The organism is Halomonas sp. BC04 (assembly GCF_000568385.1).
The window spans coordinates 1-22015 of sequence record NZ_AZQX01000326.1 but is presented as its reverse complement, the minus strand read 5'-3'; the positions used below and the strand labels follow the sequence as shown (position 1 = coordinate 22015).

At 55.7% G+C, this 22015-nt stretch carries 24 protein-coding genes and 2 pseudogenes; 15 read left to right on the top strand and 11 right to left on the bottom strand.

All coding sequences use genetic code 11. From position 1 onward, the window contains the following. Together Q427_RS22150 and Q427_RS22145 are read left to right on the top strand one after the other, a co-directional pair. On the top strand, nt 1–896 hold an 896-nt coding region (locus Q427_RS22150), incomplete at its 5' end, for a LysR family transcriptional regulator (RefSeq protein WP_043517358.1). Nucleotides 897–1003: 107 nt separating this feature from the next. Further along, nucleotides 1004–1543, top strand: a complete 540-nt coding sequence (locus tag Q427_RS22145; protein ID WP_043517356.1) for a superoxide dismutase family protein — start codon at nt 1004–1006, stop codon at nt 1541–1543. A gap of 9 nt (nt 1544–1552) precedes the next feature. Here Q427_RS22145 and Q427_RS22140 read toward each other — a convergent pair whose 3' ends face one another. Together Q427_RS22140 and Q427_RS22135 are read right to left on the bottom strand one after the other, a co-directional pair. Beyond that, nucleotides 1553–1999 (bottom strand): 5'-methylthioadenosine/S-adenosylhomocysteine nucleosidase, encoded by a 447-nt coding sequence (locus tag Q427_RS22140; protein WP_231613853.1) that lies wholly within the window; start codon nt 1997–1999, stop codon nt 1553–1555. A gap of 441 nt (nt 2000–2440) precedes the next feature. Continuing rightward, complete coding sequence (locus Q427_RS22135) at nt 2441–2944, bottom strand: phasin family protein (RefSeq protein ID WP_051496595.1); 504 nt, start codon at nt 2942–2944, stop codon at nt 2441–2443. 401 nt (nt 2945–3345) lie between these two features. Here Q427_RS22135 and Q427_RS22130 point away from each other — a divergent pair, with 401 nt between their 5' ends. From Q427_RS22130 to Q427_RS34610, 3 genes are all read left to right on the top strand, one after another. After that, nucleotides 3346–4362, top strand: coding sequence for a GGDEF domain-containing protein (locus Q427_RS22130; protein ID WP_043517353.1), 1017 nt, complete (start codon nt 3346–3348; stop codon nt 4360–4362). A gap of 229 nt (nt 4363–4591) precedes the next feature. Next, on the top strand, nt 4592–5173 hold the full coding sequence (locus Q427_RS34615) for a DUF4172 domain-containing protein (RefSeq protein WP_231613852.1): 582 nt from the start codon (nt 4592–4594) through the stop codon (nt 5171–5173). Next, complete coding sequence (locus Q427_RS34610) at nt 5091–5681, top strand: Fic family protein (RefSeq protein ID WP_231613851.1); 591 nt, start codon at nt 5091–5093, stop codon at nt 5679–5681. Before Q427_RS34615 ends, Q427_RS34610 begins: the two co-directional genes overlap by 83 nt. Before the next feature lie 54 nt (nt 5682–5735). Here the strand turns inward: Q427_RS34610 and Q427_RS22120 are convergent, their stop codons facing one another. Then, nucleotides 5736–6050: a helix-turn-helix domain-containing protein gene (locus Q427_RS22120; RefSeq protein WP_197030784.1), complete on the bottom strand. Its 315-nt coding sequence runs from the start codon at nt 6048–6050 to the stop codon at nt 5736–5738. A 213-nt stretch (nt 6051–6263) separates the two neighbouring features. On the opposite strand from Q427_RS22120, the gene Q427_RS30550 reads away from it, so the two are divergent. The 3 genes from Q427_RS30550 to Q427_RS22110 are packed head-to-tail and all read left to right on the top strand — an operon-like array spanning nt 6264 to nt 7265. Then, on the top strand, nt 6264–6512 hold the full coding sequence (locus Q427_RS30550) for a DUF427 domain-containing protein (RefSeq protein ID WP_081786150.1): 249 nt from the start codon (nt 6264–6266) through the stop codon (nt 6510–6512). A 60-nt stretch (nt 6513–6572) separates the two neighbouring features. Continuing rightward, the gene (locus Q427_RS22115; RefSeq protein ID WP_043517350.1) at nt 6573–6863 is read left to right on the top strand and encodes a nucleotidyltransferase family protein; all 291 of its coding nucleotides are present in this window, start codon (nt 6573–6575) and stop codon (nt 6861–6863) included. A gap of 57 nt (nt 6864–6920) precedes the next feature. Next, complete coding sequence (locus Q427_RS22110; RefSeq protein ID WP_043517348.1) at nt 6921–7265, top strand: cupin domain-containing protein; 345 nt, start codon at nt 6921–6923, stop codon at nt 7263–7265. Nucleotides 7266–7394: 129 nt separating this feature from the next. Here the strand turns inward: Q427_RS22110 and Q427_RS22105 are convergent, their stop codons facing one another. Continuing rightward, nucleotides 7395–8183: a potassium channel family protein gene (locus Q427_RS22105; RefSeq protein WP_231613850.1), complete on the bottom strand. Its 789-nt coding sequence runs from the start codon at nt 8181–8183 to the stop codon at nt 7395–7397. Nucleotides 8184–8426: 243 nt separating this feature from the next. On the opposite strand from Q427_RS22105, the gene Q427_RS22100 reads away from it, so the two are divergent. After that, on the top strand, nt 8427–10727 hold the full coding sequence (locus Q427_RS22100; protein WP_043517346.1) for an AAA family ATPase: 2301 nt from the start codon (nt 8427–8429) through the stop codon (nt 10725–10727). Between the two features lie 4 nt (nt 10728–10731). Then, complete coding sequence (locus tag Q427_RS22095; RefSeq protein ID WP_043517344.1) at nt 10732–12693, top strand: UvrD-helicase domain-containing protein; 1962 nt, start codon at nt 10732–10734, stop codon at nt 12691–12693. Nucleotides 12694–12805: 112 nt separating this feature from the next. Here the strand turns inward: Q427_RS22095 and Q427_RS36485 are convergent, their stop codons facing one another. Beyond that, nucleotides 12806–12964, bottom strand: coding sequence for a hypothetical protein (locus tag Q427_RS36485; RefSeq protein ID WP_331280686.1), 159 nt, complete (start codon nt 12962–12964; stop codon nt 12806–12808). Nucleotides 12965–13326: 362 nt separating this feature from the next. On the opposite strand from Q427_RS36485, the gene Q427_RS22090 reads away from it, so the two are divergent. The 5 genes from Q427_RS22090 (at nt 13327) to Q427_RS30545 (ending at nt 16760) form a co-directional block, all read left to right on the top strand. Beyond that, nucleotides 13327–13680 (top strand): DUF427 domain-containing protein, encoded by a 354-nt coding sequence (locus tag Q427_RS22090; protein WP_043517342.1) that lies wholly within the window; start codon nt 13327–13329, stop codon nt 13678–13680. 65 nt (nt 13681–13745) lie between these two features. Beyond that, nucleotides 13746–14066, top strand: a complete 321-nt coding sequence (locus Q427_RS22085) for a hypothetical protein (protein WP_043517339.1) — start codon at nt 13746–13748, stop codon at nt 14064–14066. 168 nt (nt 14067–14234) lie between these two features. Beyond that, nucleotides 14235–14828 (top strand): hypothetical protein, encoded by a 594-nt coding sequence (locus Q427_RS22080; protein ID WP_155833659.1) that lies wholly within the window; start codon nt 14235–14237, stop codon nt 14826–14828. Nucleotides 14829–15132: 304 nt separating this feature from the next. Then, nucleotides 15133–15969, top strand: coding sequence for a hypothetical protein (locus Q427_RS31580; protein ID WP_155833658.1), 837 nt, complete (start codon nt 15133–15135; stop codon nt 15967–15969). Beyond that, nucleotides 15966–16760: an FRG domain-containing protein gene (locus Q427_RS30545; RefSeq protein WP_081786149.1), complete on the top strand. Its 795-nt coding sequence runs from the start codon at nt 15966–15968 to the stop codon at nt 16758–16760. Before Q427_RS31580 ends, Q427_RS30545 begins: the two co-directional genes overlap by 4 nt. Before the next feature lie 115 nt (nt 16761–16875). Here Q427_RS30545 and Q427_RS31575 read toward each other — a convergent pair whose 3' ends face one another. From Q427_RS31575 to recD, 6 genes and pseudogenes are all read right to left on the bottom strand, one after another. Continuing rightward, nucleotides 16876–17460 carry a primase 1D-like protein gene (locus Q427_RS31575; RefSeq protein ID WP_155833657.1) on the bottom strand — a complete coding sequence of 195 codons (585 nt, stop codon included), beginning with the start codon at nt 17458–17460 and terminating at the stop codon, nt 16876–16878. Next, a complete protein-coding gene (gene dgt / locus Q427_RS30540; protein ID WP_081786148.1) occupies nt 17457–18959 on the bottom strand; it encodes a dGTPase in 1503 nt (500 codons plus the stop codon). The genes Q427_RS31575 and dgt overlap by 4 nt, the downstream gene beginning before the upstream one ends. A gap of 22 nt (nt 18960–18981) precedes the next feature. Beyond that, a pseudogene (locus Q427_RS22075) lies at nt 18982–19290 on the bottom strand (ATP-binding domain-containing protein); the annotation flags it as partial. A gap of 69 nt (nt 19291–19359) precedes the next feature. Then, a complete protein-coding gene (locus Q427_RS22070; RefSeq protein ID WP_043517335.1) occupies nt 19360–19695 on the bottom strand; it encodes a type II toxin-antitoxin system HicB family antitoxin in 336 nt (111 codons plus the stop codon). Next, the gene (locus Q427_RS22065) at nt 19692–19946 is read right to left on the bottom strand and encodes a type II toxin-antitoxin system HicA family toxin (protein ID WP_043517333.1); all 255 of its coding nucleotides are present in this window, start codon (nt 19944–19946) and stop codon (nt 19692–19694) included. The genes Q427_RS22070 and Q427_RS22065 overlap by 4 nt, the downstream gene beginning before the upstream one ends. Before the next feature lie 105 nt (nt 19947–20051). Continuing rightward, nucleotides 20052–22015, bottom strand: a pseudogene (gene recD / locus Q427_RS22060) (exodeoxyribonuclease V subunit alpha); the annotation flags it as partial.

The window sequence follows — 22015 nt, the reverse complement described above, 5'->3', positions numbered from 1 at the left end:
ATTTCGAGGTCGCTGCACGAACCAAGAGCTTCGCTGCGGCCGCCAAGGAACTCAACGTGACACCGGCGGCGATCAGTCACCAGATCAAGGCACTTGAGGAGTATCTCGGTGTTAAACTTTTCGTCCGTCACCACCGGCGGGTCAGCCTGACTCCAGCCGCACGTGCGGCCCTGCCGGAGCTGCATGAGGGGTTTCAGACTCTGGATCGTGCGGTGGACAAGATTCGCTCCTACGGCGAAGAGCGGCTCATCGTCACCGTGTGCTCAGAACCCCTGTTCGCTACCAAGTGGATCGTACCGCGGCTACACCGCTTTTACGCCGTGTGCCCAGACGCCGAAGTGCGTTTGCAGGCGAGCCTGCATACGGTGGACCGAGCCCGTGACAGCGCCTTCGGTGTGACCGATCTCATGCGTGCCGGCATCGACGTGTCTGTACGTCTCGGCTACGGCAACTATGCCGACATCCAGCCGCAACGGCTGATGGGACTGGACCTGGTACCCATGTGTGCCCCCGAATTGGCTAACACCGTGAGCAGCATCGACATATTGCGCCAGTTGCCGTTGCTGTGTGACAGCACCCTTACCCGCTTCGACGAGCCCTGCGGGTGGAAAGAGTGGTTCAAGCAGCAGGCATATGACGCCGGCGCGTTCCGTGAGCTGCGGTTTGGCAACGGGTTGCTGGCACAAGAGGCGGCCGTGGCCGGTCAGGGCATCCTGCTTGGCAGTCGGGATCTACACCAGGCGGAGCTGAGCGCCGGGAAGCTGGAGGTGGTGTTGGATAAACCACTGAACTGTGAACAGGCGTACTACGTGGTCAGTGCGGGCCCAGGACAGGAGCGATCGATCGCCGCCCAGTTTCGTGAATGGTTGCTGGATGAGGCGAACAAGGCTGCTTGAGTACCGCTATGAAGAACAGTGTACTACCTCCCGGTCGTAATTGACGCTCCCAGCGACTATGTTGGGGGTGGCCAATGAACGGTCGTTCAAACTACATGGAGGAGTCGATGAAAACAGGACATGCAGCGCTGATCGGTTTGACGCTTGGGGCCTTTTCCCTGACGAGCATGGCAGGCGAAGGCAACGGCCCGACGGCCAGCGTCGAATTCGTCGATAACCACGGTGAGGTAGTGGGGGAGGGCACGATCAAGCAGGGCCCGGTCGGGGTGCTGATCAACTTCAGCATCGATGGCCTGGAAGAGGGCTGGAAGGCCATCCACATCCACAACGTCGGTACCTGCGAGGATCACGAGGAAGGGTTCCAGGCCTCTGGCGGTCACCTGAATCCCGATGACTCCGCGCACGGTTTCCTCAACCCGGAGGGCCCGGATGCCGGCGACCTGCCCAACTTCTACGTCCACGGCGACGGCAGCGCGATGGTGGAGATGTTCAACGAACGGGCCAGCCTCGACGGCAGTATCGGCGGCAACATGCTTGATGATGACGGCAGCGCGCTGGTCATCCATGAAAACCCCGACGACCACATGAGTCAGCCCATTGGCGGTGCCGGCGACCGGGTCGCCTGCGGGGTCGTGCAGGGCGGCTGATTCCAGCGCTCAGCGCGTCAACAGCCCTTCGGCGAGCGCATCGCCGAGGCGGTTGACGGCCAGGGCCAGATTCTCGTCGATGACGTGGAGGTACTCCGTCCAGTCATCGACGTGGTGCAGCTCCGCCTTTCCGTCCGAAATGCCGCGCAGCACCGTCAGCGGCACCTCGAAGCGCATGCAGGCGCGCAGGCAGGCGTAGCTCTCCATATCCACCATCTCGGCGGCGATGGAGTCGTAGGCCGCGCCCGAGACGATATTGGCCCCGGTCGACAGCGACGCCTCAGCGATGCCGGGAATGCGCAGCGGCAGTGGAAGGGTCGCCGGGAGGTCGAGAAAGGGCGTGACGCCCTTTTCGAAGCCCAGCGGCGTGGCGTCCATGTCCCGGTAGGAAACGGATGTCGCCTGATAGACCTCGGTCTGCTCCAGCACCCGGCTGCCGGCCGAGCCCAGCGACACCACCAGATCGGGCAGGCGCCGCGCTGGGCCAGGGCGGCCAGGGCAGCGGTAAGCTCGACGGCCGCCTCCACCGGGCCAACACCGCTGACGAGCGGTGTAAAACGCTGCTTGAGGTGCGGGCCGTATTCGGCGTCCGCCGCCATCACGAAGAGAACGTTGTGACCGCCCAGTGCCGTCAGCTTGGGCCCACCGGATAAGTTGTCCTGCGAATCAGGAGTAGGGGTTCGAGTCATCGACGCTGCTTGCCTTGCGTTGGGTCGTATCGGCCCAGTGTACCCCCTTGATAGGGTGGTTGCAGGTTCGCACAAGATCACGCGCAGCCATGTCGATCATTCTGCGCATGAGATAAATCATATTTCGAGATATTACACCTAACCCGAAAAGACCGCTTGCTAGGCGGTCGCGGAAATCAAGGGGGTCTTTTCAAGTAAGCTACAAGAATTAGCTGGTGATCGACTTTTTGCTCTTATCGGCCTGCTGTTGGCTTTTCTGGTAGATATCGCCAGCCACTTCCTGACCCTTCTTGAAGCCGCTCTCTACTTGGCTCTTGCCTTTTTGCATGTTCTTTTCGAGTTGCTTGCTACCCGTTTGCATGCTCTCAGTCGTCAGCTTCTGGGTATCCTTCATATACTCCTCGCTCAAGGAGCGAATCTTTTCAGCATCTTCCTTCAAGCGCTCGCTCATCTCGCGTACAGCCTGCTGCTGCTGTTCGACCACCTCCTTGAAGCTGTCGGAATCCTTGACTTCGAGCCAGGCGCGGGACTGCGCAAGGCTTTTTTCTGAAAAATTGCGGACAGAATCGAACTGAGCCGAGAACAATTTTTCAAAATAATTGGTGGTCATCAATCCATAAGCGCGGACCGGCTCAGCGATGGCATCGTTAAACTGCGCGCTGGCTTCATCGCTAGCCTGGTTGGCATTTGCCTTGGAATCTTCATGTTTCATTGACTGTCTCCTCATCTTCAGTAGTTTACTGAAGAGCTGTTTCAATAGATGTGATGTCTGGTTGGCAGCCTTTCAACAAGTACGTTATGGTCAAGGCCATTTGTAAGAAAGTGTGAGGTTATGGTGGTAACGTGTCACTCCTTATCGGGATGGGCTGCGACGACGTTAATACCAATATAGGCAGTGAGGTGATTATTTCTGTGCGGCAGCACACCAATATTGTATTTCTACCGTGGGCGCAACATTCGGCGACTACCACTCGAGAGAATTGCTGACGGGGAGCCAGGCTGAGCGAGCAACGCACCGGATTGTCATGCTTTGCGCCCGCGCCCAGGTTGGCGGCACTTGCCAGACCAGGTGGTTACTGTAAAGGTAGTGAAAACCTCGCGGCGGGTGATCACATGACAGATGAACCTCCTCAGCAGACGCTGCAATCCTTCCACGACGCCCTGATGGCGCATCCATTGATCCGCGAGCTGTGGCATCACTTCCCCGAGAACATGTTCCTGGTACGTGTGGAGGAGGACGGACACTTCACGGTCGAGGCAGCCAATCCGGCGCAGCTCGACATCGTCGGCCGTGAGTGCCTGGGCCAGCCGCTTTCGGCCTTTATGCCGGCTGCTTCGGCCGAGGCGATCTATGCGCGCTACCGCGAATGTGTGGCGCGGGACAAGCCGATACGCTATGAGGAGCATGCCGCCTTCTTCGACGAGCATGGCAACGAGCAGTACGGCTACTGGTTGACGCTGATCGTGCCGCTGCACAATGCCGCCGACGACCCGCAGCGCGTCACCCATCTGTTCGGCATCGCCCAGAACGTGACCGAACTGCATCAGGCCCGGGATGCGCTGGAGCGCCACAACCAGGCGCTGGAAGCACGCGTGGAGCAGCGTACCGCTGAGCTGCAGCATGCCAACCGCGAGCTTACGCTGCTCAACGGCCAGCTCGAGGAGATGGCAACTCGTGACTTCCTCACCGGCTGCTACAACCGCCGCCATATCGAGGCCCTGGGCCAGCGCGAGATTGATCGGGCACGGCGCTATGGCATTTCGCTCAGCGTGTTGATGATCGACCTCGACGCCTTCAAGCAGGTCAACGATACCCAAGGCCATGCCGCAGGGGATGCCGTGCTCAAGCGCGTTGCCGCGAGCCTGCAGGACGCGCTGCGCGATAGCGACCTGCTTGGCCGTTTTGGCGGCGATGAATTTCTGATACTGCTTCCCGAGAGCGGCAGCGATGATGCCCGCGCCACCGCCGAGCGGCTGCAGCAGAGGGCGCGCGAGCTGGCCGCCGTCTCGATCAGTGTAGGGATTGCCACGCTGCGGCCCGACGACGACAGCCTGGACAGCCTTGCCGCCCGGGCCGACCAGCAGCTACTCGCTGCCAAGCGGGAGCACCATCGAGAGGCGTCTGGTTGAAGTGTTCGATGCAGTGCATGGCGCGAGGGGAGATCACCAGTATCGCAGCAAATGAGCCCTGCTTGACCCATGAGCCGAATCGGCTGATAATTCGGCTCATATAGTGAGCCGAATAGTGCGACCATTCGGCTCATACCGTCCGCAAGGTGCCGCCATGGATGCTTCCACCACGCCGTCAACCTGGGTCTGGCAGCAGCCCGACTGGCCCGCTTTCCACTGGCGAGCCGCTGTGATTCAGCCTCGCCTTCAGGAAGCCTGGCGATCTCTCGGGATGCTGCTGGGCAGGGTAGGTTCTCTCCCCGTCGATGATGATCCGGCGGTCACGTTGGATACCCTGTTGCAGAACATCATTACCTCCTCGGCCATCGAGGGAGAGCGCTTGAATGCCGCCACGGTGCGCTCCTCCCTGGCACGACGCCTCGGCGTGGACAATGGGGCAGTGGCTGTGTCATCTCGTTCGGAAGGCCTGGCCGACATGATGATGGATGCCATCGGCTCGCCCGATACAGCCTTGACCCGCGAGCGGCTCTTCCAGTGGCATCGCTGGTTGTTCCCCGATGCCGAGGCATCGCTGGTCAGGCTGCGGGTCGGAGAGTGGCGGGGCGAGGAACCGATGCAGGTCGTCTCCGGCCGTCTCGACAAGCCCAAGGTGCATTTCGAAGCCCCGCCTCGCACAGCGCTGGATGACGAAATGGATGCCTTCCTGGCGTGGTTCGACGCGAGCCGCCATGACCCGACCCTGGACCCCCTGCTGCCGTGCCGGTATTGCCCACTTCTGGTTCGTTACCCTGCACCCCTTCGAGGACGGTAACGGCCGCCTGGCCCGTGCCATCACCGACCGGGCCTTGGCCCAGGCTGATCGGCAGAGCATTCGCCTCTATACCATGTCCGCGGCGATCCTGGCCGAGCGGCAGCACTACTACCGGGTGCTTGAAACCAGCCAGCGTGGCACCACCGATCTCACCGGCTGGCTGGCCTGGTTTCTCGATATCCTGCTGAAGACTCTGGGCGATGCTCTGGCCGGCATTGAGCGTACCCTGGACAAGACACGCTTCTGGCAGCGATTCGCCGATGCCGGCCTGCTACCGGAGCAGATCAAAGTGCTTAACCGATTGCTGGATGGCGGAGAGCGGGGCTTTGAAGGTGGCATCAGTGCTGCCCAGTACCAGGAGGTCGCCAAGGTCAGCAAGGCCACCGCGACCCGCCACCTCTCCGACCTGCTGACCAAGGGCTGCCTGGAGAAACTGCCCGGGGGAGGCCGCAGCACGCGCTACCAAATCGTGGATTCCGGCTCTACCTGCCCCGACGGCTCTCGTTGACATCATCCGTAAGCCAGACCTTGATCAGGGATTGATAGGGCATGTCGCGAGCGGCTAGACAAGATCAGCGAGATGCTCGATGGTTTCGGGATACTTCTGGACCAGCCTGATAAGTGTCTTGGCCTGGGCATTGGGCTTGGCGCGGCCTTGCTCCCAGTTCTCCAGCGTCCTGGGGTTGGTGCGGAGATACATGGCGAAGATCGGGCGGGACATATTCAGCCGCTCCCGCAGCTCGATGAGCTCGCTGGCTGTGACGTCGGGAACCTCCTCCAGCTCTACGGAGTGGGAGCGTAGCGTGCGCTTGCCTTGGCGCTCACCTGCCAGTGCATCGAAGCCCTCGACGAGTTCGTCAACAATATTACGGCCCATGGTCATGTCCTCGCGTTGAGTTCCGCATCCATAACATCAGCGGCCTCGGGGTTCTGGAGCAAGAAGCTCTGGAAGGCACGAAATGCGGCATCGTCGAAGTAGGTAGAGCGATGACGCTCGTAAGGAGGCAGTTCGACAAACGTTGCTTTCATATTGTGTACGTAAGTTGCGTATAGTTTTGGCTGCAGTGCCAGACAATGTCAAGCACGCACGATGGTCGGTCTAGCGGCATTACATCAGCAAAGGGTGAAAAATGGACTTCCCCCGAATCAATGCTCACTCCACCAATCGCAGTTCGAACACGTGCCGGATTCGCTCACCGCCCCACTCATAGCCCCTTCCGAGACAGTGACTGCCTGCCCGCTCAAGGGCGATGCCGCGTACTTCTCGCTTGGCGAGCATCAGGATGTAGCGTGGAGTTATCAGGCGGGCACCTCTAGGCCGCCACCCATGCTAGGCTAAGCCATGGGCAGCCATAGTGATCAGCTTGCCGAAGGCTCGACGTTACTGAGGTAGCGCAAGATGAACCGAACCAAGACCTTACAGCTGTTGCGAGAACACCTGCCGTGGCTATCCAGCGAGTATGGCGTCACCTCGTTGGCGCTTTTTGGCTCCATGTCGCGCGATGAAGCTCGCGACGACAGCGATATCGATATCCTGGTGAGCTTTGACGGCCCGGCGACCTCGGCCCGTTATTTCGGGGTGCAGTTCTACCTGGAGGATCTGCTGGGCCATCCAGTAGACCTGGTGACCGACAAGGCGCTACGCCCCGAGCTGCGGCCCCATGTTGAGCGTGAGGCAGTGCGTGTCTGATTCTCCCGGAGCTATTCGCCGCGGTTCCTGTCCACCCAACCGGCATCGAGTGAGAACATGACGGATCGCCTGACACCATCGGCTGTGCTGAAGAAACTGCAAGACAATCAGGGCGTGCCCTTCGCCGAGGTCTTCCGGCACGGTTCACTTCAGGTCGAGATCTACAAGCCGGAAGGCGTGGATCATCAAACCCCGCACACCAGAGACGAGGTGTACGTCGTCATCTCCGGCTCAGGCCAATTCATCAACGGTGACACCCGACAGCCCTTCGAGGCGGGTGAAGTGCTGTTCGTGCCCGCGGGCGTCGTTCATCGCTTCGAGGATTTCACCGACGACTTCGCCACCTGGGTGTTCTTCTACGGCCCAGAGGGTGGCGAAGCGGGGTCAGCTACCCCTAAGTAGCGGGTCCCAAGCTTCGGCCCCATATCAAGCGTGAGGCATTGCGTGCTAATGCCTGGGGCGATACGGGTACGCCGTTGAAATCGAAGTGCCATTCCCTGCTCCCTGTCTTGTTACTCGTTATTATCGTCTTCAGCCTGCTCCCGACGTCTCTGCATGGCATCGCTGAAGCTGCCGCCAGGATGCCGGTCGCATGGCGATCATGCCGATACCTACGATGGCGGTCAGGCCGGCAAACAGCTGCCCAGCCGCGGTCACCGGCGTTACGTCCCCGTACCCCACGGTAGTGAGTGTGGCCACGCTCCACCAGAGCGCTCTGGGAATACTCCCGAAGGTTTCAGGCTGATGGCTGGCTTCCAGGACATAGATCACGCTGCTGGTGACGATCAGCAATGCCACTGCCACCATCAGGCTCACTGTGAGTTCGTAGCGCCGCCCGCGCACCGCCTGATAGAGATCGCCGATGGCGTTGGAGAAGCGCCCCAGGCGCGCGAGCCTGAGTAACCGGATCAGCTTGAGCAGACGCAAGGCGAAGGCGTTGACGGCTCCCATGGTCAGGAAGAACGGCAGAATCGCCAGCAGGTCGATGATCGCCCATGGGCTAACCATAAAGCGCAGGCGCCCAGCCAGCCCTCGATAGCGAGGATCTTCGCCGGCCGCGATCACACGCGCGACGTACTCGACCAGGAAGGCCAGCGCCAGTGCAGCCTCGGCGGTGACGAAGGCGCTGGGCGCCAGCGCTCGGACCACTGGCTCTGTCTCCAGAATGGTCAGTGCCGTGGCGAAGATGATCAGCACGGCTATCAAGCGGTTGGTGATCGATAGCCCAGGGGAGTCACGAGCGGTGGGCTCGAGCATCAGGTAAAGGCGACGGCGCCAACCCTCATAGGGGCTGGTCTTCTGGCTATCCGATGGCTGCATGCATTCCCCCTATCCCGTCGCCAGCCCGTTGAGCGGATCTCGAGGCGCCCGTTGATGACATCAATGGGACAAACCATCCTTTGGTGCTAGGCTGAATCCCATAACAGTATAACGACAACGCCTATACGCAAGGGATGGCTCTGTGCCAACGGCTTCCACCGAGCCCCGTATCATGCTTCACCCGATGCCCTGGGCTGTTTATGTAGTTGTCTCATTCCTATACCCTGGTTGAGAGGCGTATCAATGCCAGAAGCAGCCCCAGCTGTCCCTGTATCCGGAGATATCCAGCTTCGATTTCTCGAACTCTGCCAGTTTCGTCGGCTGGAAAAAGTTCAGTTGGACGTCGACAAAAAGACCACCATCCTGGTCGGCGCAAACAACAGTGGAAAAACCTCGATTCTTGCTGCCCTGCGACACTTCCTTGCGGATGGGTCCTCCTTCGGCGCTTTCGACATCAGCCTCTCGCAGTGGCCAAAACTACGAGCTCTTGGCAAAATTTGGGAAGCCCTGACCGAAGACCCCTCAACAATCGCCGGGACTGAAGATCAGTGGAATGAGCAGCTCCAGACAATTCTTACGGCCATGCCAACACTGGACCTCTGGTTCGATGCAGAAGCCGGTATGTACCACTACGTCGCACCATTCCTTTCTAAGCTGAGCTGGCAAGGAGGCGCAGTTGGTATTCGCCTGCGACTTGAGCCAGCCGCAAGCATTGAAGAGCTGAAGCAACTAGCCTGGATGTATCACACGGCGCGTTTGCCAGTTAAGGACATGGGAGCGGACTCGCTAGCATGGCCCATGGACCTCCTCGATTTCTGGCTACGTGAGCCATCGAAGCTTGGCCAAGTTCGTGTATACAAGCTAGATGCAGATAACAACCCAGTGACAGGCTTCGCAACATACACCACTCAGATACTCTCTGAAGATGCCTGCCCAATTGAGCGTAAGCAATTGCTAAAATTGTTACGCGTTGACTTTGTCGCGGCCCAGCGAGGGCTCGGAAGCGAAGAAGCAGACTCACGGTCTGCCTCGGGACCGCATCGGGTCGGCATGTTTTCAAACCAACTTCTAAAGTTTGCCCGACAGCACTTGAATGTTGCCAGTACCGGACATGGCCACCGTGCAGACCTTATCAAAGCCGTGGCTGAGGCGCAGAAAGAGTTAGATAAGAAAATTCACGAAGCCATCGCCGATTCGGTTGAGGAAGTTAAGGAGCTCGGCTATCCGGGGCTGCATGACCCCCAAGAAATCCGCTTCCGCACACGCATCCAGACGGCTGACCTGCTCGACCATGGGACCGCTGTCCAGTACAGCATGCAGAAGGAGTCTCTCGAAGAGCTTCTACCCGAATATTCTATCGGGCTCGGCTACCAGAATCTCCAGTCCCTCAGCTACCAGCTGGTTTCCTTCAAAGCAGCCCGGCTTAAGCCTGAAAAAGGTTCTCCTGCACCTGTTCACCTAGTGATGATTGAGGAGCCTGAGGCGCACCTCCATGTTCAGGTGCAGCGTATCTTCCCCGACAAGGCGCACAAGCTCATCAGTCCGACTGAGCAAAATGCATCAGCTCTCAAAAGCCAGCTACTCATTAGCACTCATTCGAGCCATCTTGCTCATGCGGAGAACTTTGACAGAATCCGATATGTTCGCCGCATCGCGAAGAGTGCGGAAAAACCTATGCCTACGACCGAAGTGGTCAATCTTGGTCAGGTCTTTGGTGATGACAAAAAGACCCGTCAGTTTGCGGAGCGCTACTTCCGCGTTCAGCACACAGATCTGCTGTTTGCTAATGCAGCCATTTTCGTTGAGGGTGTTGCAGAGCGCATGCTGGTTCCGCTCTTCATTGAGCGTGACTTTAAGACACTGAACAGCCGCTACGTGTCCTTTCTGGATATCGGAGGGAGCCATGCCCACCGGCTCAAGCCACTCGTTGAGAAGCTCAGGATTCCTACGGTTATCATTACCGATATTGACCCATCTGAAGAAAGGGAAGGCAAACCCAAGAAGAATGGTGATCCGACCAAAAAACTTGTCGCGGTTGCGAATACGGGTCAAATTGGACTTTACTGCGGTAACCCGACTCTTCGTGGCTGGCATCCGAAGCTAAACCAACTCGATGATTTCAAAAACCCAACTGACGCTCAGTTGGTATGGAATGAGACCGCGGATTGCCTCGTGCGTTTCGCTTGGCAGTTGCCTGTCTCTGAAGCTGGCGGCAGCTGGCCCAGCACGTTTGAAGATTCGCTCGTCCTTACGAACATGCCCTGGTTCAAGGGCCTGATGGACGAAAAAGTCGATGAGAATGGCTTGGAGATTGAAGCACCGACGGGAGCACTTGGCTCTGTTGCAAAAAGGACCGCTGAAGACGGAAGCTTTCCAGAACTGCTCTGTGCACTTCACACACTCATGCACGGTTCGTTCAATAAAGGGGACTTCGCCGCAAGCATCTTCGAAATGATCTCGTCGGATGAGCCCGTCGTATGCCCAAAATATATCGCGGATGCCTTGGCCTGGCTGCAGGCGCAGCTTGAACCAGGCCAGGAGTGATGGTATGAGCGCGGTTCCTACCTTTGCCAACAACGACCGCGATGCTGGGGTTGTTGAAGAAATCTGCGGCTATCTCACTGAAGAGCCTCCGCGCAGTTACTTCCTATTTGCCGGCGCGGGATCTGGGAAGACACGTACGCTCGTAGAGGTGCTACGTCGGATGACAGGTGTCGTGGAGCATGAAAAGGGTGAGCGTCTTGCCCGGAGCCTGCGGATGTACGGGCGCTCAATACGTGTAGTCACATACACGAAGAACGCGGTCGCGGTCATAAATGGACGCCTCGGAGATAACGACTTGGTGGAGGTCTCCACCATCCACGCGTTTTGCTGGGAGCTCATTAGTGGATTTAATGAAGACATCCGCACGGCGCTCATAGCTATCAAGGAAACTCAACTTGAAAAGGAAACTGCAGAAGCCCGAGCAAAACCGAGGGGAATTACGGCGGCAAAACAGCGGGATCTGAATGAACTCAAGGAGGTGATAGAGGCGTTTAGAGGGACGGATGTGTTCATTTACCATCCGGACCGTGAGACATATGGTCCCGGCGCGCTTGCCCATAAGCACGTCCTCGACGCAACGGCCTGGCTTCTCAGGAACAGGTCTACGCTCCGGACTATCCTCAAAGACCGGCATCCCATTGTACTCATCGATGAGTCACAGGACACGATGAAGGGGATGCTGGATGCTTTGATGGGCCTTGCTGAGCCAAGAAGGAGTGGCCTTACTCTTGGATTGCTCGGCGACCATCGGCAACGCATCTATACCGACGGACATTCGGACCTTCCAAGTTTGGTACCACCGAGCTGGGCGACACCGGAACTGCAAATGAACCATCGCAGCCAGTGCCGAATCGTCACCCTCATCAACAGAATCTGGGAAGCGGAAATCGAGGGGCGGACCCAACCTGGGAACGGCGTGGAACAGCATTCAAGAACCGAGAAGGCGGGCGGGGCTGTCCGGATATACGTAGGTGACACGAAGCTTTCTTCAGAAGATAAGGTTATCTGCGAACGTTGGTGCGCAGACCAGATGCGGGAGGCGAGCGGGGCCGCCGCTTGGAGCCAAGGTGAATACCAGATGCTCGCATTGGAACACAAGCTCGTCGCAACACGAGGCTCGTTCCTCGATGCGTTTGGTGCCATGGTGCTGCTTGATCCGAATGCTGCTGCACCTAGTGGAAGCGGCGAAAACAAGGGGCCCGCTGCAGTACAGGTTCTATTCAACGAACTCGCTCAGCTAGAGGCGTGCGTTAGTCCTGATGGTACTGTTGATGAGTTCAAGACCACAGAGATTTTTCGGCGCTACGGCCGTCTCGATGACATGCCTGAGGACACGGCAGCGCGGATAAGCCGTACCGACGAAATGCTTCAAGCTATTGAAGTTTTTGCTGCTGCCTGTGCAGATCCGATTTCGACAGTGGGGGAGGTGCTTGAACCGGTCTTGAGCGCAAAGCTGTTTGAGGTTGACCCTCGTCTCTCGGCAGCATACGCGGACACATCGCTCCCACCTCCAGCGCCTGGTCGAGGCGAAGAGGAGTCCAAACAGGACCGGATGCGCCGTGGTTGGTGCGCGCTGTTCGCTTCCCCTTGGATTCAGTTACAAAAGTATCGAACCTACCTCGCGGGGAACTCGGTACTGGCAACCCACCAAGTCGTAAAGGGTTCTGAGTTTCTCCATGTCATGGTTGTAATGGATGACAAATTAGCTGGCGGCAACCAGATTTCCTACGACAAAATTTTTGGTGGTGTGCAGCTCAGCAAGACGGACAGAGAAAACGTAGAGAAAGGTAAAGAAACGACTATAGACCGTACGTTGCGCCTTTTATATGTTACATGCAGCCGCGCCCAGGAGTCGTTGACTCTCGTGCTCTGGTCGTCTGATCCAACAGAAGCCCTAGTGCGAATCAAGAACAGCGGCTGGTTTGTAGACGGAGAATTTGAAGCGATTCCTGAGATAGCTAATTGATGCCATAAGCTTTCTCAGGCACATGTCTCTCGGTGGAATAGTCACTGGCGGACATTCGTTTCTGGCCAAACGCTGATACCACCAGCGCTGGTGGCGTTGGCTTTATATCCCCCTAACTCACCCACCACCTCCCGCGTCCCGTTTCTACCTGTATGAGCCAGCGCTTGGCGCGGGCGAGGCAGGTGTTGACCAGCTCCCGGGTATGGATGGGGCACTGGGGAGCAGCAAAGCGGAGGGTGAAATCCGAGCCCTGGGATTTGTGTACCGTCATGGCGGATACGGTTTCCACCGCCCGCAGGCGGCTGGGCAGTATCCACTTGATGTCGCCGCTTCCGTCGCCGGCGGGAGGCGACGCGCAGCAGGGTGGGGGTGCGGCCAACCTTCAGTGACGTTGAAACAGGGGTGTCACGAGCGGTTGGCTCGAGCATCAGGTACAGGTGACGGCGCCAACCCGCATAGGGGCTGGCCTTCTGGTTTTCCAATGGCTACATGCATTTCCCCTGTCCCATCGCCAGCTCGTAGGGCGGATTTCGAGGTGCCCGTTGATGGCAAGAATGGGACTAACCACCTTAGGGTGCTAGGCTGAATCGCATAACAATATAACGACAACGCCCATACGCAAGGGATGGTTCTATGCCAACGGCTTCCACCGAGCCCCGCATCACCCTGCACCCGCACGCCCGACGCGTGCGAGTCATCATCGATGGCACCCTGCTTGCCGATACCACCCGCACCATCGAACTCCGCGAACGCGGCTACCCGCCGCGGCAGTATCTCCCCCGCGAAGACGTAAGGATGGACTTACTGACGGCTTCCGCCACCGTAACTCACTGCCCCTTCAAGGGCGATGCCGCGTACTTTTCGTTTGGCGAGCACAGCGATGTGGCGTGGAGCTATGAACAGCCGTTGGAAGGCATGCAAGCAATTGCACAACACATGGCGTTTGACGACAGAAAGATGATCGTCACAGAAGACTCAGCCGAGTAACGACGCTACTTCCTCATTACTATCGCACCGGGCACGCCGCTTCAGGTTGTCAGCGAGATCTCCACATGACGGGCGAGCGCGCGCTCGGCAACAAGAAAGCACCCGGCTACCACCCGATGCGGGCACGGCAGATACTCGCCCAGCCGCATGGCTTCATCTGGGTCCCGACCGCGCTCTTGCCGCAGCATGGCGTGCGCTGGGAAGAGATCGATGAGCCAAGCAGGGCGCGAGCGGTGATAACCTGCGGCACACTGGATGAATTCCGAAATTTTGATGGTTTCACCCTGACCACCAGAGTGGAGGCAGGCTACCACTTCGGCGCGGAAGCGTACTTTCCGTTCTTCCGGGTGATGAGGTTGGGGGAGGTTCGCTTCCAGTCTCCCTAGGGCTTTGTCTTGTGTAGGGTTGCGTTGATCCTGCGCATGGGAAAAGCCATGCTTCAGTGCTAGGCTGAAACGCAAAGACACAGAACGACACAACCGTACGCTAGGGATAGCCCGTTGCGCTTTGCCCCGGCCGCTTACCCAAAGCGTTAAGGCTACAGGTATCAGAGTATGTCGGATGAAGACAATCCAAGTGAGGAAATTCCGAAAGGCAAAAGGGTGGCAAAATACTCACGAGGAGCGCTTCAAGCGATAGGCGGGGCTGTTCCTTTTGCTGGCGGAGTGTTTTCGGCTATAGCCGGTGCATGGTCCGATGCAGAACAGGAAAGAGTGAATCGTTTTTTTGAACACTGGGTGAGAATGCTGCAAGATGAGTTAAAAGAAAAAGAAGAAACCATCATAGATATTATGGCTCGGCTTGATCTCCAAGATGAGAAAATCGCTGAACGAGTGGAAAGTCGAGAGTATCAGTCGTTAGTAAAGAAGACTTTTCGGGAGTGGGCTGGCGCCGAAAGTGAAGAGAAGCGAGTATATATCCGAAATATCCTCTCCAATGCTGCCGCTACTTCGGTCTCCAGCGACGACGTAGTCCGAATGTATATTGATTGGATCAATCAGTACTCAGAAATGCATTTCCAAGTCATAGGGGCAATATACAACAGTGGCGGTATTACGCGTGGGGAGATATGGCGAAAAATTGGTAAGGGCCTGTGCGGGAAGATTCTGCTGATGCTGATCTCTACAAGCTACTTATTCGTGATCTGAGTACGGGCGGTATCATACGTCAACATAGGGAAGTAGATCGTTTCGGAAGTTTTGTGTCAAAGCCCACACAGAGAAGACCCAAGGGAAGTGGGCCAAAGCCGCAAGTATCGGCGTTTGATGAGCATGAAGGCTATGAGCTCACAGGGCTTGGACAGCAGTTTGTTCACTATGCAATGAGCGAGTTGCCGCCGAAAATTGAATTTAAAGCCGAGGGCGAAGAGCCCTAGCATTCGTTTGCGCGACGAACGATTACAGTGAAAAAGCGGAGCGTGAGCCGGGTGCGATATGCTATGGAGTGACACATGTGAGTAGTATTGAGTTAAATTTGTTTAGGATAAAATTTGTCCGTCCACGGCAATCTTCAATATTTGATGATGGCATCGAGGTGTCGGAAATTTTTAAGCTCGCTATAAATGCAAAGCCTTCTTCAGAGTTCCGAAGGGATTATGTGTGGCACATAGGGAATATCAAAGAAGTTGACGAGAAAGGGGGGAGTTTTGCCGTAGGAAGAACAACAAAAACAACTCTAGCTAAATATGATAACGAATCGGGTGATTTTGTCGAGGAATATTTTGAAGAGAGTCCGTATACTATATGTCTATATGATTTGAGCGTGGGAGTTGTTGCGATAGCAAGGAAGTCCAAGCTGGCCCAGACCCCAACGGGGATTGCCAATAAACTGAAGAAACTGTTAGCAGTAACAAGCCCTGTCTTAAAGCGTAATGTGGAGGTTAGATTAGATCCGATACCCGATCCCAAAGGATTTATTAAAAAGCTTCTTGCAGCACATAAGATACAATCATTCAGTGCCAGCTTTACTGGCCCTAACCCGGTAGATGCTGACGAGTTATTTCAAAAGCCATTATCTGTTTATTGCCAGGCTGTTAATGGTGAGGGTGGTCGGGTGATAACAGAGGGTGAATCTTTAAACCAAGAGGCAGTTGTTAGCGTTACAAAATCTGTGGCAGCTACAGGTAACGAGGCATCAGCTAGAATTCTTGAAAAGCAAGGGCAAAAGACAAAGCGTATACGTTTAAAAGGCGATCCTTTAAAGCTGATATATGAAGAAAATGAGTTTTCTACAGAAGAAGCATTGGAGGATGTTAGGCTGGAGTATTTGAGAGTGAGAGGAAATGTATGATTGTTCAGAATGTGACCTCCATGGAGGAATTGTTTAGCATTGTTAATAGATTTCCCAATCCTTATATTTATAGGGGGCATTCTAATTCTAGCTGGTCGTTAAGATCAACTTTAGAGCGAGGGTGCGGAAACAACTTTAATAAAGAATTTGCTGGAAATTACGAAAAACATGCGTGCGAAGAATTTTCTTCTAGATTTCATTTGTATGATAAAGAAAATGTTTCTCCTAAGAGCTTGCTTGAATGGCTAGCATTGATGCAGCACTATGGTGTACCGACTAGGCTTCTTGATTTTACATCTAGCCCTTATGCGGCTTTGTATTTTGCCTTAGAAGATTATGATAAAATCAATCGACCTGACATGGCGTTATATTGCTTGAACTACACTGAGCTAATGGAGAAGTCTTTAGAGCTAATAAAGGCTGAGGATAATCATTTTTCGGAGACAAGGGCTACAATTAATGGTAGAAAAGACGAAATATTTGAGGAGTGTGTTGAGCGATTTAATAGAAATATACTGTGGGTGACAGAGCCGCAAAGACTAAATGCAAGAATAGATCGGCAGGCTGGTTGCTTTGTGCTGTCTGGTGATAAAGGCAAGTCTATTCAAGCGGTGATAGATGAAGAAGCTTACAGTGAGGTGGGTATAAGAAAGCTAGTTATTTCTGGGGTTCTGTTTGAGAATATTTTTGCGCTTTTAAGAAAAATGAACATATCTGGGAAAAGTATTTATGGAGATCTTGTGGGACTGTCCCGTTCATTATCATTAGAGCTAAAAGTATACGCGGATTAGTATGTTTTGTCATTTACAATAAGAGAAAAGCCTTTTTGAATAATCTTTTAGACTGCTCGTACTCCGTTTTTCCTGCACTCCGTATAACTGAGTTGGAGTGCAGGAGTCAATGGTGTTATTTGACTAATAGCTTTGCAGAAGTTGGAACTTGCAGATAGTGGTCAGTGTTTTTGGACCAGCGAAGTGCAGCATAGCCAGCTATAAGGCGGTGCCCAACCCAACGAGAGTCAACAGTCGCAGGCATCCCCTTTTGGTTGGCGAGTAACAACCTGCCCATCAATGCCACCCACTCTCGATCACTAATTAGTTTGCCTGCGTAGCCGTGATAGGATCTTCCGCTTTTATACCATTTCATGGTCTTGAATAGCTCTTCTCCTATGAATGGAGCTAGCTTGCTAAGTTGTACTGAGGATGCTGTAGACATATCAACCATAGGGAAATGTGCTGTATCATGGTTGCTAAGTTCTATATTCGAGTGTATCGCTACTTCCATTCCTTTGGGAGCATTAGAAATAAAATCTTTAACCAAAATCTCGTCGATGAAGTCGTTCCTGCTTATCGAGAAAATTTTTCTTTCGTCATTGATTGTTTGTGGCACATATTTGTAGTAACTAAGGCTAAGTTCTGTTATGTCAGGATTTGACAATACCGCATCTCTAACATGCCAATATGGATGCTCTGGATAGTCTAGAATATTCACAGCCTCATTCCTGAAAGAGTTTGGTACGTTTCGGTAGCAAAGTTATCGGTCATTCCTGATAAAAAATCAGTTATAAGATGGGCGCGGAAGCACCACTCCCGGTAAGTAAAATCTGAATTACTTTCAGAGATGCTTTCAAGGTCTGATCTGTAAGTTTTGATATAATTTTTAGGGAAAAGAGATAGAAGCTTTTTCTCTATAATTAGCGGTGATTCTTGCGTTCCATCGCTGTCGCCTCCGTTCAATGCAGATAGAAAATTCCTATAATTGCAATCAAGGAGACAGCGGAAATGGTCTAGAATCCCATAAATGGCTGTGTAGCCGGCTAATTCAACTTTCTGTACAGATTCATGGCAGTAGATATTTTTTCTACAGTAATTTCTTAAGCTTTCAAGCGTTATTCCTTCAGGAGAGTCTTTTGGTATTAACGAGTCCAGTGCTCCAGATATAACTTTGTCGTGGTTTTTAATATATCTCTTTGCGCTTTCACGGGCCAATACTCGGTTTAGACTTGTTCTGAAATCGATGTATGTGAATTCTTCTCCGGTAGAGTCTTTTTCACGAATTGCATCGTTAAATATTTTTCTTATTTCTGCGGTTTTTTTGTTTTTGTGTTTCTTTTCATTTATGGCATGCCGCCATGTTTCATAAATGTCTTTTAGTGCACTTTCTTTAGATACTAACCCTTTTTCGATAGAATCTTCGAGATCACTAATGCAATATGCTATGTCATCAGCTGCTTCCATGATGTAGGCTAAAGGGAATCGCTGTGGGTGATTGTACACAAATTGCTTCCAAACCGAAATTATTATATCTTTTTCGGTTGTAAAGTAGCCGCATTTTTTTGTGAAAAGTGATGGGACTTCTTCTGGTTTTTGAATGCTCGATCTTACATACTTTAGGTAAGATCCAATTGTGGTTTTTGTGAGATTTAGTCCATGGTCGTCGGAATTTCTTTGTAGCTTTGTTACTACTCTAAGCCCTTGAGGGTTTCCGTCAAATGAAAGAAAATCCTCAAGTGCATTAGCCACCTGTGGCATGGTTTTTTTTAACCTATCTTTTTTTAATTTAATGCCATGAGCAGTGGTTATGGCATCCTCTCCATTTTTTCTAAACCACTCCCGGATCGCGGCTTCCCCAAAATGGCCAAACGGTGGGTTTCCAATGTCATGCATCAAGCAGGCAGTTTCAACAAATATGACTAAGGCGCTCGCTTGCTCTTGATTTATTAATTTTTTCTCTATTAATGAGGGTGTGATTTGGTCTGATATATATCGTCCCATGTGTGCAACTTCTACGGAGTGAGTTAATCTGCTCCTCACTGCAGCGTTAGGCTCCATTGAGAATACCTGAGCCTTTTGTTGCAGCCTCCTGAAAGCAGGGCAGAATAACAACCGACCACGATCACTTTCAGCTTCAATAATAATGTTATTTCTGCCTTTAACTCTTGACTCTCTAAAGCGCTCTGAAGTAAGTAATTGAAGATATATTCCTTCCATTTCCCCTCCTTTTTATTCCCACTTATTTAACTAGGCCGCTAAGTCGGTAAGTTTGAGCTAACATTGCATGATCCAGCATCCCACGTCCAGTTTCCACTAGCGTGAGCCAGTGCTTGGCGCGGGTGATTCCGGTGTAGACGAGCTCCCGCGTGAGGATGGGGTTGGGGGCGTCGGGGAGTAGCAGGGCGGTGTGGGTGAATTCCGAGCCCTGGGATTTGTGTACCGTCATGGCGAAGACGGTTTCCACCGCCTGCAGGCGGCTGGGCAGTACCCACTTGATGCTTCCGCTGCCGTCGCTGGCGGGGAAGGCGACGCGTAGCAGGGGGCGGCCGCGTCGCCGGGAGAGGTTTTCGATACGCACTGTGGCCCGAATTCGTGAACCCGACTCTGAGAGGCAATGTTACGCCGAAAGCTCGTGCTCGATGGCGGTAGCCACGAATTGATTGAGGCTTTGCCCCTTGGCCGTGGCGGCATCGACGGCGTTCTTGTGCAGCTCCTCAGATAGGCGCACCTGGAACTTACCGGAGTAGGACTTGGTGGGCTCGATGCCTCGCTCCCGGCACTCCTCGAGGAAGACACGCAGTGAAACCCGGCCTTCCTCGCGCAGCTTGACCACGCTGTCGGCGTAGAAGTCGGCACCGCCGTTCAGGCCGGTAAACTCACCGCGGAACATCTCGATATCCGGGTCGTACTGGATGACGGCGCGATAGCCGTCGATGATCATAATGTTGTTCACGGGGTCTCTCCGTTCTCTTCCAACCACTTGCGGATGCTGGCCACTGCGCCCTTGTCGGTATCCGGTGAAGGGTGGGGCCGGTGGAACACGCGCACCTCGCCAAACAATACGACGGCGATACGCGAGCCTTCCCGTTCCTGGATGTCGGCGCCAAGCGCTTTGAGCAGTGACTCGATGTCGCTCCACGGGATCGATCCTGGCGTGGGGCGGCTGAAAATTGCGGCCAGCGTCTTGGCGTGTTTTCGTTTCATGCCTCAATGGTACTGTATTTTAGTACCGCGAGCCAGGGCGCGCCAAACGACGGCTGGCGCGTGGCAGGTCGATTTGAGCGAGGCGGCAATATCAAGATTCTGGCGCTAATCTTGGCCTGGTGTTACCCCCAACCCACTCACCCTCACCACCTCCCTCGTCACCGCCTCATCTAACATCCCGCGTCCCGTCTCCACTAACGTTAACCAGTGCTTGGCGCGGGTGATGCCGGTGTAGACCAGCTCTCGGGTGAGGATGGGATTGGGGGCGTCGGGGAGTAGCAGGGCGGTGTGGGTGAATTCGGAGCCCTGAGATTTGTGTACGGTCATGGCGAAGACGGTTTCCACCGCCTGCAGGCGGCTGGGCAGTACCCACTTGATTTCGCCGCTGCCGTCGCTGGCTGGGAAGGCGACGCGCAGCAGTGGGCGGCCAGGCTGTTGCGCTGTGTTGCGGGCATCGGGCACGGCGAGGGTGATGCCGATATCGCCGTTCATCAGCCCCAGGCCGTAGTCGTTGCGGGTGACGAGCACCGGGCGGCCTTCGAACCAGCCCTGTTCCAGCTCCAGGTCGCTGGCTTGGAGCAGCCCGGCGCGGCGCAGTGCCCGGCCGATTCGCGGGTTGAGGCCGGCAATGCCCCAAGCCCTTTCCGCAGTGCGCACAGCAGCTGGAAGTGGCCGTGGGCGTCGAGCACGGCGCGGGCCCAGTCGTCGAAGGGTTTTCGTGCGTCGCCTTCGCCGAAGCTGGCCTGGGTGGGACGCTGTTGCTGCATCACCTCGAGATAGTGCCGGTAGCCCAGCGGCGGGGCGATGGCTTCACCGCGTCGGTCGTGGCGGCCTTCGCCCTGGTTGCTGAAGCCAGCCGGGTTGCCGTTTACCACCAGACGGTCCAGCGCCGGGTCGTCGGGGTCTGCCAGACGCAGCCGGGCGAGGTCGGCGTATTCCCGCTGGAACACTTCGCTTACCGCGCGTTTCTTTTCCTTCGAACCATGCTCAGCGCTAAGCGGGCGGTTGACCGCCTCAGCGAGCTGGCCGATGCCGCTGCTGGCATCGAAGCGGTGGCTCACCCGCAGCATGGCGATGGCCTGGTCCAGCGGCTGGCCGTCTTCGTCCTTATACCGTTCGGGGATCGGTGTGCCGGTCACAGCCTCCAGCCATTCGGCGGTGGCGAGGGGGTAGTGGCCGCCTTCGGCGCGCTGGCACAGGTCGCCGAGCACGGCGCCGGCCTCCACCGAGGCGAGCTGGTCCTTGTCGCCGAGCAGGATAAGCCGCGCCTTGGACGGCAGGGCGGTGAGCACGGCGGCCATCATTTCGATATCCACCATGGAGGCTTCGTCGATCACCAGGGCGTCCAGTGCCAGCGGGTTGCCGGCGTGGTGGCGGAAGTGGCGGGTATCCGGTCGCGAGCCCAGCAGTCTATGCAGCGTGGTCACCTCGGTGGGGATGCTGTCGCGCAGAGTTGAGATATCCACACCCTGTTGGCCCACGGCGCTGGCCAGTTCCATCAATGAGAGCCCCTGCACCTGCTTGGCGATGGATTCGTTGAGTCGTGCGGCGGCCTTGCCGGTGGGGGCTGCCAGTCGAATGCGCAGCGGGCGTGGTGAGTCGGCTTCGCCCAGGGCCAGCGCCTGTAGCAGGGCGAGCAGCTTGACCACGGTGGTGGTCTTGCCGGTGCCGGGGCCGCCGGTGATCACGGCGAAGTGGGCCTGGGCGGCGAGGGCGCAGGCGGTTTTTTGCCAGTCGGGTTCCGGGCCAACCGGGGGCACAGGGAACAGCCCATCGAGGGCGGTGGCGAAGCGTCCGATGTCGGTGGCGTTATCGGGGCGCCTGTCGGCGCCAGTCGTGAGCTGAAGCTTCCTCCTACAGATTTCGTCGCTGTCGCTGGTGCCCAGTCTTGCCGAAATGAGGTGGCGGATATCCTGCTCGTACTGCCAGTAGCGGCGCAGGTAGAGCCGCGTGTTGCCGTCGTGCTCGGCGCGTACCAGCGGGGTGTTGCCGGGGGCGTTGCCGTCGGCGATCAGCAGYGGGTGGTTCAGGGCGGCGCGCCAGGTGGCGAGCTCGAGCCCGGCGAGGAC